We start from the raw sequence: 12,736 nt of genomic DNA, 5'->3' as shown, positions 1-12,736 counted from the left end.
GATGGGCAGAAGGATCGCTGTCGTCGCGGACCGGGTCGGGTGGGAGGAACGCCGGCTGATGCGGGCGGCCGAACAGGCCGGGCTGCACATCGACTGGGTCAACGACGAGGACCTCAGCCTCGGCTCCGCCGGCTCCTCCCCGCTCGCCGGCTACGACGCCGTCCTGGTGCGCAGCCGCAGCTACACCCGCGGTGGACTCATCGCCACCCTCGCCGAGGCGGACGGCACGCCCGTCCTGAACACCGCCGCCGCCATCCACGCGTGTGAGAACAAGCTCGTCCTGCGGGCCGTGCTGCGCGAAGCGGGTGTCCCCGTACCGGACTTCCGCCTCGTGCTGTCCCGCAAGGACTACGGCAAGGCGCTGGCCGACCTCGGCACCCCCGCCGTGCTCAAGCCCGTCTACGGCGGCATGGGCAAGCGGGTCACCCTGGTCCGCGACGCCGACCTGGCGCACTCGGTGTACGACTACGTCGAGGACCTGGGCCACGCCTTCGAGCAGGCGTGCCTGCTCGAGCCCTACCTCGGTGGCGGCTCCGTGCGCTGCCTGGTGGTCGGGCGGGAGATCGTCGCCGCCGCGGAGTTCGAGAGCGCCGGCGCCGACTGGCGCAGCAACGCCGCACTCGGCAACCAGAGCCGCTCGCTGGCGCACGACCCGGAGGTGGCCAAGGTCGTCGACGCGGTCGTGGACCGGCTCGGCCCCGGCGTCTACGGCGTCGACCTGTTCCGCACCGAGTCGGGCCACCTCGTCAACGAGGTCAACCACGCGCCCGCCTGGCGCGGGGTCGCCTCCACGACGGACGCCGACATCTCGGCCGCCGTCATCCGCCACGTACAGGAGACCCTCGAATGATCCGAGCAGGAATCGTCGGAGCCTCCGGACTCGCCGGCGGTGAACTCCTCCGGCTCGTGCTCCAGCACCCGGAGCTCGAACTCACCTATCTGGGCGGCAACTCCAGCGTGGGCCGCCGCCCCGCCCAGCTCCACCCCGGGCTGCGCCTCGACCTGGGACTCGCCGTCGAAGCGGTCGACGCGAACCGGATCGCCGAGACCTGTGACGTGGTGTTCCTGTCCACGCCCGCCTCGGTCTCGGCCCGGCTGGCCGCCGGGCTCGCCGACCGCGTCGCCTGCGTGATCGACCTCAGCGGGGCGTTCCGGATCCGGACCCCGGAGCTCCACCAGCGCTGGTACCCCGGGGTGCCGCGGACCACCGAGCTCGCCGACCGCTTCGTGTACGGGGTGCCCGAACTGATCGGCGAGAGCCTGGAGCACGCCGCGCTGATCTCCGTACCCGGCTGCTATGCCACGGCCCTCACGCTGGGACTGGCACCCCTCACCCTGGGGCTCGGCCTGCCCCTGAGGAACGTCGTCGTGGACGGCAAGAGCGGCTCCAGCGGCGGCGGGCTGCACCTGCGGGTGCCGGACCTGCACCCGCTGCGCAGCGGCGCCATCGCCCCCTACGCGCCCACCGGGCACCGGCACGCGGCAGAGGTGAGCGACTTCCTGGGACGCAGCAAGCCCGGCGAGGTCGGCTCGCTGTCCATGTCCGCGTACGGCGTCGGGCATGTGCGCGGCCTGATGACCAGCGCGTACGTCTTCACCGACGCCGAGGTCACCGAACGCGAGCTGCAGCGCGCGTACTCGCGGTTCTACAAGGGCCACCCGTTCGTGCGGGTGCGACGCCACACCGAGACGCTTATCCCAGTGCCCGACCCGCAGGCCGTCATCGGCTCCAACTACTGCGACGTGACGGTCCTGCACGACCCCGAAGGCGACCGGATCGTCGTCCTGTCCGCCCTGGACAACCTGCTCAAGGGAGCCTCGGGGCAGGCGGTCCAGGCCCTCAACCTCCGCTTCGGCCTGCCCGAGGAGACGGGCCTGACCATGCAGCCGGTGATGCCGACATGACCACCACAGGCCCCCGTACCGCCCCCACCGTCGTCAAGCTGGGCGGCAGCTGCCTGGAGGAGCTGTCCGGCAGCTGGTGGGACGACCTCGCCGGGCACGGCGGGTCCCGGCCCCTCGTCCTGGTGCACGGCTGGTCCAAACCGCTCAGGAAGCTCCGCCCTCACTACAGTGAACCGTTCGCGATCCTGCGCGACCGCTACGGGAACCAGAGCCGCTGGACCACACCCGAGGTCATCGCCGACATCAGGACCGTCAGCGCCGAACTCGGCGAGGACGTCCTGGGCCGCCTGGAGGCGCGCGGCATCACCGCCGAGCGGGTCCTGGGCAGCGACGGCCTGGTCACCGCCGGGCCCGGCGAGCGCTTCTGGTGGAAGGACAAGCAGCTCGTCGAGCTGGAGAACCTCGTCGGCCCCATCACCGACGTGGACACATCTGCCTTGAAGAACCTCCAGCCGGGCCACGCCTATCTGGTCACCCCACTGGCCAGGGACGCCGAGGGCCGCGAGGTCAACACCGACGGCGACCGGGCGGCCGCCGCCGTCGCCGGGGCCGTCGGCGCCCACGACCTGGTCCTGGTCACCGACGTCGCCCATCTGCTGATCGACGGGGAACCGGTCCGCGAGATCACTGCCGGCGCCGCCGCGGCCTTCCGCGACAAGGGCGCCACCGGCGGCATGCGCAAGAAGCTGCGCGCCGCGGGCGAGGCGTTGGAGCGCGGGGCCGGACGTGTCGTCATCGGCAGCGCCCCCGTCAGCGAGCTGCTCGCCGGCCGTGCCGGAACCGCCATCACGCGAACCTGAGGAGACCGACGTGGCGAAACCCCGCGTGCTCGTTGTCAACAACGGGACGCTCTCGCTCAAGCAACTGCGTGCCCGACTGGAGGAGCTGGGCTCCGACACCGACCCGGTGCCGGTGGCCGGCATACCCGCCCGCCTCGGCGGCCGGTACCAGGCGATCGTGCTCAGCGGCACCAAGGTCCGCGCCTACGACCAGGAGCACTACAAGCCGCTCGTCGACCTGGTCCTCGGCTCCGACGTCCCGGTCTTCGGCATCTGCGGCGGCATGCAGATCCTCGCCGTCTCCCAGGGCGGTGTCCTGGCCGAGGGGCCTCAGCGCGTCGGCGGCTTCGAGGTGCGGGTCGACAAGGAGGAGCCGCTGTTCACGTACGTCAAGCCGACGGTGACCGTCTTTCACCGGCACACCCTGTACCTCCGGCAGGCCCCGCCCGGCTTCCGGTCCATCGGGCGCTCCGAGCACGCCCCGGTGGAGTTCCTGCGCTCCGACGACGGCCGGATCCTGGGCGCCCAGGCGCACCTGGAGTTCCGTGCCGACGGGCGGGAGATCCTGCGCGGCTTCACCGACCTGTACCGCTGAGCACACCCCGTACAGCCGCACGCACCACACCTTCTTGCTCACCATTGGGGAAGACACATGACTGACTGGGAAGCACGCGAGCCCGCCCTGACCACTCACCTGAACGGCGCCGGCGGCGACATCAAGGGCTGGGTCGTCGTCGACTCGCTCGTCGACGGCCTCGCCATGGGCGGCACTCGGATGACGCCGGGTGTCACCGAGGCGGAAGTGGCCGGTCTGGCCCGTGACATGACCGTCAAGTTCACCCTCGCCGGACTGCGCATCGGCGGTGCCAAAGCGGGCATCGTCGCAGACGGATCCGACCGCGAGACGACGTTCCGCACCTTCGGACGTACCGTCAAGCCGCTGCTGCACGGCGGTATCCACCTCGGCATCGACATGGGCGTCACCCCCGCCGACCGGGCGGTGTTCTTCGAGGAGGCCGGGTACGACCCGCGGTTCCGCCTCGGCGCTCCCGACATGCCGATCGACTGGCGCACGTACTACGAGCCCCTGATCGACTGCACCGGTCACGGCGTCGGCGTCGCCGCCGTCACCGCCCTGGAGGCCGGCGGGCGCACCGGGCCCGCCCGGGTCGTCATCCAGGGCTTCGGTGCGGTCGGCCGCGCGGTCGGGCGCTACCTCGAGGAGCGTGGCCACGTGGTGGTGGCCGTCGCCGACGTGGCCGGAACCCTCAGCGCCGACCGGCTCCCGGTGGACGAGCTGATCGCCGTCACCGACGAGTTCGGCGCCATCGACCGCACCAGGCTGCCCTCCGGCGTCACCGTCCGCACCGAACCGGACGCCTGGCTCGACGTCGAGGCCGACCTGCTCATCCTCGCCGCCCAGAAGCACGCGCTGAACGCGGAGAACGTCCACCGCCTGCGCGTCGGCCTCGTCGTCGAGGGCGGCAACATCAGCTCGTCCGACGAGGCCCGCGACAAAGCGGCCGCCGCCGGGGTCCTGCTGGTGCCCGGTGTCATCGCGAACATCGGCGGTGCCGCGTCCGCAGCGCTGGCCGTCACCCGTGTGGTGCCCTTCGGGCTGGCGGCCGAGCCCCGCAAGGCATGGGTCTTCGACTGGGTCGGCGACCGGGTCCGCCGGAACACCCGCGACCTGCTCGACATCGCCGGTGCCACGGTGGGCAACCCGCTGCCGGAGCTACTCGGGGCGCGCCGCCAGGAGCTGGCGCGATGACGTCGACCACCGCCGCCTTCCTGGCCACCGCGTCGGCCGCCGACCGCATGGCGGAGTACCGGCGGCGTGGCTGGTGGCGCGACGAGACCTTCCTCGACGACCTGCGCGGCCAGGCCCGCCGGCGGCCCCGCAAGCTCGCCATCGCGGGCCGCCGCCTGGACGAGGCCCGCACCGACACGCTCGACTACGCCGAGCTGTCCCGGCTGACCAACCGGTTCGCCGGGGGCCTGCTCGAGCTGGGCGTCAAGCGCGGGGACGTGGTCGCCGTTCAGCTGCCCAACCGCTGGGAGATGGTCCCGCTGATGTTCGCCTGCATGGCGGTCGGCGCGGTCATCTGCCCCATCGCGCCGGTCTGCCAGGCCGAGGAACTGCGCCACCGACTGGCGCTCACCGAGGCCAGAATATGCGTCACGCTCCCCGACTGGGAGGGCTACCCGCTCGCCGAGACCATCTGCGACCTCTCCGGGGAGCTGCCCCTGGAACACGTCGTGGTCGTCGACGGCCCGGGCCCCGAGGGCACGGCCGACTTCCATGACCACTTCGTCTCCCGGCACTGGGAGGAGCAGCTCATGGGTGACCTGGCGGGCCGTCAACTCCGCCCGGACGAACCGTTCGTGGTGCTCTTCACATCCGGTACGACCGGGTTCTCCAAGGGCGTGGTACACAGCCAGAACACCGTCCACTCGGGTGTACGGGGGTACGTCGACACGTTCCTGCTCCGCGACGACCTGGTGGTCGCGGTCACCACCCCGCTGGTGCACTACTCCGGCTTCGGCCAGGGTGTGCTCGCCGGAGTGATGCTGGGCGGCACCATCGCCTTCCAGGACGGCCCCGACCACGTGGGCCTGCTCGACCTGGTCGAGCGGTACGGCGCGACCCTGCTGTACGGCCCGCCGCCCACGCTCTCCGGCGTCGCACGTGCCCAGAACGCCGACCCGCACGACGTCTCCAGCCTGCGCCACACGGTCACCGGCGCAGCACCGGTGCTGATGGAGCTGGTCGACGAACTGCGCGAGACGTTCGGTGCCCGCACCTACTCGGTGTGGGGCATGTCCGAATTCGGCCCCGTCACCATCAGCCGCCTGGACTACAACCAGGACTGGGCCGCGCACAGCCACGGACGGCCGATCGACTCCATGGAGATCCGCATCGACCTGTGCCACGACCCCAGCCGGCGTGCCTCGGTGGGCCGGCTGCGGGTGCGCGGGGCGTCGCGGGCGCTGGGCTACTTCAAGCAGCAGGAGCAGTTCGACTCCGATCTCACCGACGACGGCTGGTTCGACACCGGAGACGTGGCCCGCGAGGACGGACGCGGCGGCATCCGGATCCTGGGCCGCTCCAAGGACACGATCCTGCGCGACGGGATCGTCGTCCCGATAGCGGAGCTGGAGGCGATCATCTCGCGCCACCCCAAGGTGGTCGAGGCGTCCGTCGTCGGACCCACCGGCCACGTCGACGACCCGATCCTCGCGGTCGTCATTCCGGCCGACGGCGTCCCTCCGACGCTGGAGGAGATACGCGCCCACCTGCGCCGGGCCGACCAGGACGACCGGTTCCTTCCGGACCGCCTCGAGCTGACCGGAACCCTGCCCAAGACGCTCACGGGCAAGGTCCGGAAGATCGAGCTCAGAAAGCTCTACGCACACTCCTGAGCTTCCCGTTCAAGCGCCGACACCCCCTTCCTCACTACCTGTTGGAGTTTCGGATGCCTCATCCAGCGCCGGTGACGATGTCGCCGACACTCGCCGCCGACGAGGCACTGGTCCGCCGACGGCTGGCCGGGGAGCAGGTCCTGTCCCTGGCCAGTGGGGAGATCGGCCTGCCGGTCCTGCCCGAGCTGGCGGAGCGGCTCGCGCTCGCCGCTGACCACAACGCGTACGGCCCGGTCGCCGGGAGCCCGGCGCTACGCGCCGCGGCGGCCGGCTACTGGGAGCGGCGTGGCCTGGCCACCGCCCCTGACGCGGTGGTGGCGGGGCCGGGCAGCAAGCCGATGCTGTTCGCCCTGATGCTGGCCGTCGGCGGAGACGTCGTGGTGCCGGTGCCGAGCTGGGTCAGCTACGCGGCCCAGGCCCGGCTGGGCGGGCTGCGCCCGGTCCCGGTCGCCACCCGGACGGGTGAGGGCGGTGTCCCGGACCCCGGGCGGGTCCGGGAGGCGGTGCTCCTAGCCCGGGCGGCCGGGCACGATCCACGCTGCGTGGTGGTCACGCTGCCCGACAACCCGACGGGCACGATCGCCTCTCCCGCCACGGTCGAGGAGCTCGCCGAGGTGGCCAGGGAGCTGGACCTGGTGATCGTCTCCGACGAGATCTACTGCGACCTGGTCTACGACGACGCCCGGCCGGGCGTCTCCCCGGCCGTCTTCGCACCCGAGCGCACGGTCGTCACCACCGGGCTCACCAAGAGCCTGGCGGTCGGCGGCTGGCGCCTGGGGGTGGCCAGGCTGCCCGAAGGCCCGCTGGGCGACCGGGTCAAGGAGCGCCTGCTCGGTGTGGCCAGCCAGATCTGGTCGAGCACCGTGGCGCCGGTCCAGGCCGCGGCGGCCTGGGCGTTCGCCGAGCCGCCCGAGGTCGTCGCGCACGTCGCCGCCAGCCGCAGGCTGCACGGGACGGTGGTCCGCGCCGTGGGCTCGCTGTTCACCGCGGCGGGCGCCGAGCTGGCGCCGGTCCGTGCGACCAGCTACCTGTACCCCGACTTCGAGGCAGCACGGCACCACCTCACCCGGGTCCACCGGATCCGTGACGGCGACGGCCTTGCCGCCGCGCTCGGCCAGCGCTACGGCGTCGGGGTGCTGCCCGGCTCCGCGTTCGGCGAGTCGCCCGGCCCGCTGCGCGTCCGGGTGGCAACCAGCCGCCTGTACGGAGAGAGCGACGCCCGGCGCACCCAGGCCCTGCACGCCGCCGACCCCCTGCGGCTGCCGTGGATCAGCGCCTCCCTGGAGCGCGTCGCCGAAGTCCTGACCGACCTCACCGGGGTGCGCGTCGCCCCTTCCGCCCTCTGAAGCCGCCCGTCGCACGGCGGCCGCGCACCACCACCCGACTCTTCTCTCTCAGGAGGCTCCTTCCACCATGTCCATCCTCTTCGAAGCCGAGTACCAGGGACGTCGATACGCCGGGGCCGGAATCCCCGAGGCGGGACGGGCCCACACCCTCCACGCCGTCGAGGACGGGCAGCTGCGCGCCGCGTTCCTCGCGGGCGGTGCCGAAGCCGCGCTCGCCGCCGCCACGAGCGGAGCCGAGACCGTGTCGGTGACCCCCGGCGACCCCGGACTGAGGCTGCTCCCGCCGCTGCTGCCCACCGCCACCAACAACGCGCTGGTCAACGGATTCATGGGCACGCACCGCTCCAAGTTCGACCACGACCCCGAACCCGACGAGGAGTTCGTGGCCCCGAACTACTACATGAAGGGCTTCGGCTCCTGGCTGCGCGTGTCCGACGAGCCGCTGATCACCCCCGCCGACCCGATCTGGCTGATCGAGGAGCCCGAGGTGGTCCTGGTGTACGTCAACGGCGAGGACGGCACCCCGCACTACGCCGGCTACACCTTCGGCAACGACCTGAACGACATCGGCCTGCACCTGAAGAACCCCTGGGCGTACACCCCGTACGCCAAGCTCTGCGAGACCTCGGTGCTCCCCTGGCTGTTCCTGGACGAGCCGCCGCAGAAGGTGACGGGCCGGGTCGTCGTCGAGCGGGACGGTGCCACGGCGTGGGAGGGCCCGTTCTCCTGCGGGGCCGACTCCATCTTCCACCGGTTCGAGGACATGGCGGAGCACCTGTTCTCGTACCCCCTGCTGCGCCAGGCAGGGCTGGTCACGTACACCTTCCTGGGCGCCGACAAGGCCACCTACCACGACGGGTTCCGCGTCGAGGACGGCGACCGTATGGTCCTCGACGTGACCAGCCACGGCGTGGTCCTCGCCAACACCGTGCGGTACGCGACTCAGACCGCGACCGGCTCCGCGGGCCCGTACCTTCCACCGTCGTCGCGCCCGTCCGTGTCGCGCACGGCGTCCAGGTAGCCGGAGATCGCGTCCCGGTTGCGGGTCAGGCACCGGATGCGCTCGGTCATCCGGTCCCTCTCCCGCTCCAGGAGCTCGATGGTCTCCGGCGCGGCGTCCGGCACGTGGATCATCCGCGGATCGCTGATGCACGGCAGGATCTTCTTGATCGCCCGCGTCGGCAGTCCGGCCTCCAGCAGACCCCGGATCTGCAGGACCCGGTCCACCGTGCGCTCCGCGTAGTCGCGGTAACCGTTGGGCGTCCGGTCCGGTACCAGCAAGCCCTGCTCCTCGTAGTAGCGGAGCAACCTCCGCGGGGTACCGGTGCGCTCCGACAGCTCCCCGATGCGCATACGCCCCTCCTTCCTTCCCCGTCCACCCGACCGACTTGACATTCACATCAATGTGAGGGTTTGAGGATTCAATCATGTCGACATCCCCACCAGAACTGCTGGACAACACCTCACCGGCACCCGGGCAGGGCAAGCTGCCCATGTCCCCGCTCCTGGCACTCGCCACAGCGGCCTTCATGGGCATTCTGACCGAAGCCCTGCCCGCCGGTGTGCTTCCCGAGATGGCCCGTGACATGTCCGTCAGCGAATCGGCCATGGGCCAGGCGCTGACGATCTACGCCATCGCGACCGGTCTGTCGGCGATCCCGCTGGCCATCACCACCGCCACCTGGAACCGCAAGAGGCTCCTGCTGCTGTCCGTGACTGCCTTCGCCGTGGCCAACACGGTGACCGCGATCTCCTCGAGCTACCCGCTGACCATGGCGTTCCGGTTGATCGCCGGTGTCGCCGCAGCGGCCGTCTGGGCCGAACTAGTCGGCTATGCACGCCGGTTGGCGCCTCCACACCTGCAGGGCAGGGCCATCGCCATCACCATGGCGGGCGTACCGCTCGCCCTCTCGCTCGGCATTCCCGTCGGTACGTTCCTTGGCGGCCTGTTCGGCTGGCGCCTCACCTTCGGTCTGGTCACGGTCGTCTCGGTGCTCCTGCTCGGCTGGATCTGGGCCACCGTCCCGGACGCCGCCGGCCAGAAGCCCGGCGCCCGCGAACCGATCCTGAGGGCCGTCCGGTTGCCCGGCGTCGCCGCCGTCCTGTTCGTGGTCGCGGCCTACGTGCTCGCCCACAACATCCTGTACACGTACATCGCCACCTTCCTCGACACCTACGACCACGGCGACTCGCGGGACGTCGTGCTGCTGGTCTTCGGCATCGCCTCCGTGGTCAGCATCTGGGTCACGGGTGCGCTGGTGGACCGCAAGCTGAGGATGCTGACCGTCGCCAGCTCCGTCCTGTTCATCATCGCCTCGATCATGCTGGTGATCCTCGCCGGCAACCTGTGGGTCGTCTATGCCGCGATGATCCTGTGGGGCCTGGGCTGGGGCGGGGTCACCACGCTGCTCCAGACCGCCGTCACGGACGCGGGCGGCGACCGCGGCCAGGCGCTTCTGGTCACCACCTGGAACTCCTTCATGGCCGGAGGCGGCGCGGTGGGCGGCATCCTGCTCGACGTGCACGGCCCGAAGTCCTTCCCCTGGAGCGTCCTGGCCCTGATGCTCCCGGTGCTGCTCGTCGTGGTGCTCGGACGGCGGCACGCCTTCCCCGCGAAGCGCCCCAGCTCCGGCTGACGCCCGCTACCCGGGCGGACGCCCCGGCCCCGTCCCGGGGCGTCCACCCGGCTCCGGACGCGCCACGGTCCGAACCGCCTGAACATCCCCCGTCAGGCGGGCGGGTCACCGGCGCCGAAGAGGCCCCGTTCTCAGCGTTTCGAGAACGGGGCCTCTCCGCTGCCCGCGAGGCGGGTGACGGGTGACGGGTGGTCAGCCCAGACCGATCTGGAACCCGACGCTGCGGACGGTCAGGATCCAGCCGCTGGAGCCGAGCTTGCTGCGCAGGTTGCACACGTGGGTGTCCACGGTCCGCCTGGACCAGGAGCCGCCCCAGACGTCCTGCATGATGCGGCTGCGGGAGATGACGTCGCCCGGGTTGCTCGCCAGCAGGTACAACAGCTCGAACTCCTTGCCGGTCACCTCCACCCGGCGCCCGGACACCGTCACCTTGCGCGACTCGCGGTCCACCAGCAGGTCGCCGTGAATCACCAGATGACCCTCCTGACGGGGAGGGCGCGGCCGCACGCGGCGCATCACCGCGCCCATGCGGGCCATCAACTCCGGCAACCCGTACGGCTTGACCATGTAATCGTCGGCGCCGGCCTGCAGGCCGAGCACCCGGTCGAGCTCCGAGTCCCGCGCGGTGAGCGCGATCACGGGGGTGTCGTCGAACTGCCGGATCGCCCGGCACACCTCGATGCCGTCCAGATCGGGCAGCTCCAGGTCGAGCAGGACCAGGTCCGCCTCCAGGTAGGCGCGTAACGCCGCGACACCGGTCTCCACGCTGGTCACGGTATGCCCGTGGCGCTGCAGACCGCGCGTCAGGAGTTCGGTGTCGGCCGGGTCCTTCTGGACGACGAGTACGTTCCAGCCCCGGGGTTCGCCGGCCGTGTGCATCGCGCCGGTTCCTCGCCCTGCGGAGCGCGCCCGCGGGTGTGTGCCACGTGCCAGCAGGCCGGCCGGGTCGGTCATAGCCCCTCCCCCTCGGATGTTCGGCTTTGACTCAACGACGCATCAAATTCAATACCTGCAAGGATGTTTCTGTCAAAGGGTCCACAGAGGATGAGATGCCCGATTTAAGGGTGTTATGAGGCAATCTGTTGCGCCGAAGCGGCACGCGATGGTCGCAGTCCGCTTACGTTGGCATATTGACACAGGTGGATAATGAGGGTGTATCGGGCGGTCAAGTTAACTCCCTGGTGAAAATTGATTCTCCTAGGTATTTAATGACTCCATGTCGTCGTCCCAGTCGCAGGCCTCCCCGCAGGGATGCCCGCCCGCGCACCCGCCTCCCGTTGCCTGCCGAAGCCGTAAACAGGAGCGCTCCGTGCGCACCCGAAGAGCCCTGATCCACTCGGCGGCCGAGAGGTTCGAACGGCACGGGTACGAGCGAACGAAGCTGAGTGAGGTGAGCGAGGGGGCCGGAGTCACCACCGGCGCCCTGCACTTCCACTTCCGCAACAAGGCCGACCTGGCCGAGGCCGTGGAACACGCGGCCATCCGCAACCTCTACCGGGTCGCCCGGCGGGCCCAGTGCGGCCAGCCCGACGCGTTGACCGAACTAGCTTCCCTGTCCTATGAGTTGGCCCATCTGCTGCATCAGGACGTGGTGTCCCGGGCCGGCTTCCGGCTCAACTACGAGATGTCGGGACGCACCCGGCTGAGCATCCATCAGGAGTGGCAGAGCTGTGTCCAGAGGCTCCTCGTCCAGGCAGGCGAGGAGGAGGGCGCGCCGATCCGCACGCTGCCCCTGTGCGAGCTCACCGACACCGTGGTCGGAGCCACCACCGGCTTCGCGCTGCTGGCCCGCGACAACCGCGCCTGGCTGTCGCCGAAAGTGCTCACCGGCTTCTGGCGCGCCGTACTGCCGGACTGCGCTCTGGAGTCGAACGGTGACGGGGCGGGTTGAACTCGGCGTGTACACGCACATATCCTGGGGTTGTGGAGATTCTGTGGAGGCGTGCTCCGTGGGTGTTCCAGACGCGGAGCGGGGACCGGTCCGCCGGACGGTGTTCCGGCGTGAATCCGAAGTCCCGGCACGGGAAGCGAAGCACGCGCCGAGGCGAGTTCCATGCCTGGCGCGCTCCTGAGCACATGCCGTCGCGGTCCGGTGAGCTCGACACCGGAACGCGGCCGGACCCGGGAGACCCACTGCCGGAGTCCGAGGTTCCCCGAGTGGCTTTCTCGGGCCCCTCGTCGCCGTTCCCGTAGTCACACAGGAGACGCCTCACCCACGGTGCACGACGCGGTCCCCACCAGCCGCCTCCGACGCCGCCGAGACAACGGCCGAACTCCTTCGGCCTGCTTCGGACTCCTCGTGGGCGCGTGCACGCGCACGAACCGGTGGAGCGACGTTCGTCTCGCTCCCCGCCCCGGCGACTTCGCCGGCGCGGCGCGGGGCCGTTCCCACGGGAGCGACCCCGCGCGTCGTCGGGGCGGTTCCGGTGAAACGCCCCTCAAGGCCCCGGGTACCGCCTCACCCGGCAGCTCTGAACACGCCCCACCCCGGACCCGAGCCACCGCGACGGTCCGGGCCGGCACGGCGCATACCGAATCCCATGCGCGCCGTCCCCGCCGCACCCACCCGGAAGCGGCGGCACCGCACTCACCCGGAAGCGGCGACACCGCACGCAGCACCCGTGCTCCGAGGGCGTCCGGGAAGTCA

12 protein-coding genes are annotated in these 12,736 nt (G+C 71.0%); 10 read left to right on the top strand and 2 right to left on the bottom strand.

Annotation, left to right across the window (positions count from 1 at the left end; genetic code table 11):
* The first annotated feature begins 1 nt into the window (after position 1).
* From HED23_RS24225 to HED23_RS24190, 8 genes are all read left to right on the top strand, one after another.
* Positions 2 to 850: an ATP-grasp domain-containing protein gene (locus HED23_RS24225; protein WP_203185493.1), complete on the top strand. Its 849-nt coding sequence runs from the start codon at positions 2 to 4 to the stop codon at positions 848 to 850.
* A complete protein-coding gene (gene argC, locus HED23_RS24220; RefSeq protein WP_203185492.1) occupies positions 847 to 1,905 on the top strand; it encodes an N-acetyl-gamma-glutamyl-phosphate reductase in 1,059 nt (352 codons plus the stop codon). Before HED23_RS24225 ends, argC begins: the two co-directional genes overlap by 4 nt.
* Positions 1,902 to 2,705: an acetylglutamate kinase gene (locus tag HED23_RS24215; protein WP_203185491.1), complete on the top strand. Its 804-nt coding sequence runs from the start codon at positions 1,902 to 1,904 to the stop codon at positions 2,703 to 2,705. The genes argC and HED23_RS24215 overlap by 4 nt, the downstream gene beginning before the upstream one ends.
* Before the next feature lie 10 nt (positions 2,706 to 2,715).
* Complete coding sequence (locus HED23_RS24210) at positions 2,716 to 3,279, top strand: type 1 glutamine amidotransferase (protein WP_203185490.1); 564 nt, start codon at positions 2,716 to 2,718, stop codon at positions 3,277 to 3,279.
* Between the two features lie 57 nt (positions 3,280 to 3,336).
* Positions 3,337 to 4,455, top strand: coding sequence for a Glu/Leu/Phe/Val dehydrogenase (locus tag HED23_RS24205; protein WP_203185489.1), 1,119 nt, complete (start codon positions 3,337 to 3,339; stop codon positions 4,453 to 4,455).
* Positions 4,452 to 6,107 carry an AMP-binding protein gene (locus HED23_RS24200; RefSeq protein ID WP_203185488.1) on the top strand — a complete coding sequence of 552 codons (1,656 nt, stop codon included), beginning with the start codon at positions 4,452 to 4,454 and terminating at the stop codon, positions 6,105 to 6,107. Before HED23_RS24205 ends, HED23_RS24200 begins: the two co-directional genes overlap by 4 nt.
* Positions 6,108 to 6,160: 53 nt before the next feature.
* Positions 6,161 to 7,453, top strand: a complete 1,293-nt coding sequence (locus HED23_RS24195; RefSeq protein ID WP_203185487.1) for a pyridoxal phosphate-dependent aminotransferase — start codon at positions 6,161 to 6,163, stop codon at positions 7,451 to 7,453.
* 67 nt (positions 7,454 to 7,520) lie between these two features.
* Positions 7,521 to 8,474 (top strand): fumarylacetoacetate (FAA) hydrolase, encoded by a 954-nt coding sequence (locus tag HED23_RS24190; protein WP_203185486.1) that lies wholly within the window; start codon positions 7,521 to 7,523, stop codon positions 8,472 to 8,474.
* Here the strand turns inward: HED23_RS24190 and HED23_RS24185 are convergent.
* Complete coding sequence (locus HED23_RS24185; protein WP_203185485.1) at positions 8,396 to 8,806, bottom strand: MerR family transcriptional regulator; 411 nt, start codon at positions 8,804 to 8,806, stop codon at positions 8,396 to 8,398. The two genes, HED23_RS24190 and HED23_RS24185, sit on opposite strands and share 79 nt — an antisense overlap.
* A gap of 74 nt (positions 8,807 to 8,880) precedes the next feature.
* Between HED23_RS24185 and HED23_RS24180 the strand changes: the two genes are divergently transcribed.
* Positions 8,881 to 10,089, top strand: a complete 1,209-nt coding sequence (locus HED23_RS24180; protein WP_203185484.1) for an MFS transporter — start codon at positions 8,881 to 8,883, stop codon at positions 10,087 to 10,089.
* A gap of 192 nt (positions 10,090 to 10,281) precedes the next feature.
* Here HED23_RS24180 and HED23_RS24175 read toward each other — a convergent pair whose 3' ends face one another.
* The gene (locus HED23_RS24175; RefSeq protein ID WP_203185483.1) at positions 10,282 to 11,043 is read right to left on the bottom strand and encodes a response regulator transcription factor; all 762 of its coding nucleotides are present in this window, start codon (positions 11,041 to 11,043) and stop codon (positions 10,282 to 10,284) included.
* A gap of 355 nt (positions 11,044 to 11,398) precedes the next feature.
* Here HED23_RS24175 and HED23_RS24170 point away from each other — a divergent pair, with 355 nt between their 5' ends.
* Positions 11,399 to 11,980, top strand: a complete 582-nt coding sequence (locus HED23_RS24170; protein WP_203185482.1) for a ScbR family autoregulator-binding transcription factor — start codon at positions 11,399 to 11,401, stop codon at positions 11,978 to 11,980.
* The last annotated feature ends 756 nt before the right edge of the window (positions 11,981 to 12,736 follow it).

The sequence above is a fragment of the Streptomyces pratensis genome, from assembly GCF_016804005.1.
GTDB lineage: Bacteria > Actinomycetota > Actinomycetes > Streptomycetales > Streptomycetaceae > Streptomyces > Streptomyces pratensis_A.
The sequence above is the reverse complement of the archived record's forward strand: the minus strand, read 5'-3'. Positions and strand labels throughout refer to the sequence as shown.

What these genes read in the sequence shown, in the direction of transcription:
- HED23_RS24180 (WP_203185484.1), top strand. Translation starts at nt 8,881, where the DNA reads ATGTCGACATCCCCACCAGAACTGCTGGACAACACCTCACCGGCACCC.
- HED23_RS24195 (WP_203185487.1), top strand. Translation starts at nt 6,161, where the DNA reads ATGCCTCATCCAGCGCCGGTGACGATGTCGCCGACACTCGCCGCCGAC.
- HED23_RS24185 (WP_203185485.1), bottom strand. Translation starts at nt 8,806, where the DNA reads ATGCGCATCGGGGAGCTGTCGGAGCGCACCGGTACCCCGCGGAGGTTG.
- HED23_RS24200 (WP_203185488.1), top strand. Translation starts at nt 4,452, where the DNA reads ATGACGTCGACCACCGCCGCCTTCCTGGCCACCGCGTCGGCCGCCGAC.
- HED23_RS24225 (WP_203185493.1), top strand. Translation starts at nt 2, where the DNA reads ATGGGCAGAAGGATCGCTGTCGTCGCGGACCGGGTCGGGTGGGAGGAA.
- argC (WP_203185492.1), top strand. Translation starts at nt 847, where the DNA reads ATGATCCGAGCAGGAATCGTCGGAGCCTCCGGACTCGCCGGCGGTGAA.
- HED23_RS24175 (WP_203185483.1), bottom strand. Translation starts at nt 11,043, where the DNA reads ATGACCGACCCGGCCGGCCTGCTGGCACGTGGCACACACCCGCGGGCG.
- HED23_RS24215 (WP_203185491.1), top strand. Translation starts at nt 1,902, where the DNA reads ATGACCACCACAGGCCCCCGTACCGCCCCCACCGTCGTCAAGCTGGGC.
- HED23_RS24205 (WP_203185489.1), top strand. Translation starts at nt 3,337, where the DNA reads ATGACTGACTGGGAAGCACGCGAGCCCGCCCTGACCACTCACCTGAAC.
- HED23_RS24190 (WP_203185486.1), top strand. Translation starts at nt 7,521, where the DNA reads ATGTCCATCCTCTTCGAAGCCGAGTACCAGGGACGTCGATACGCCGGG.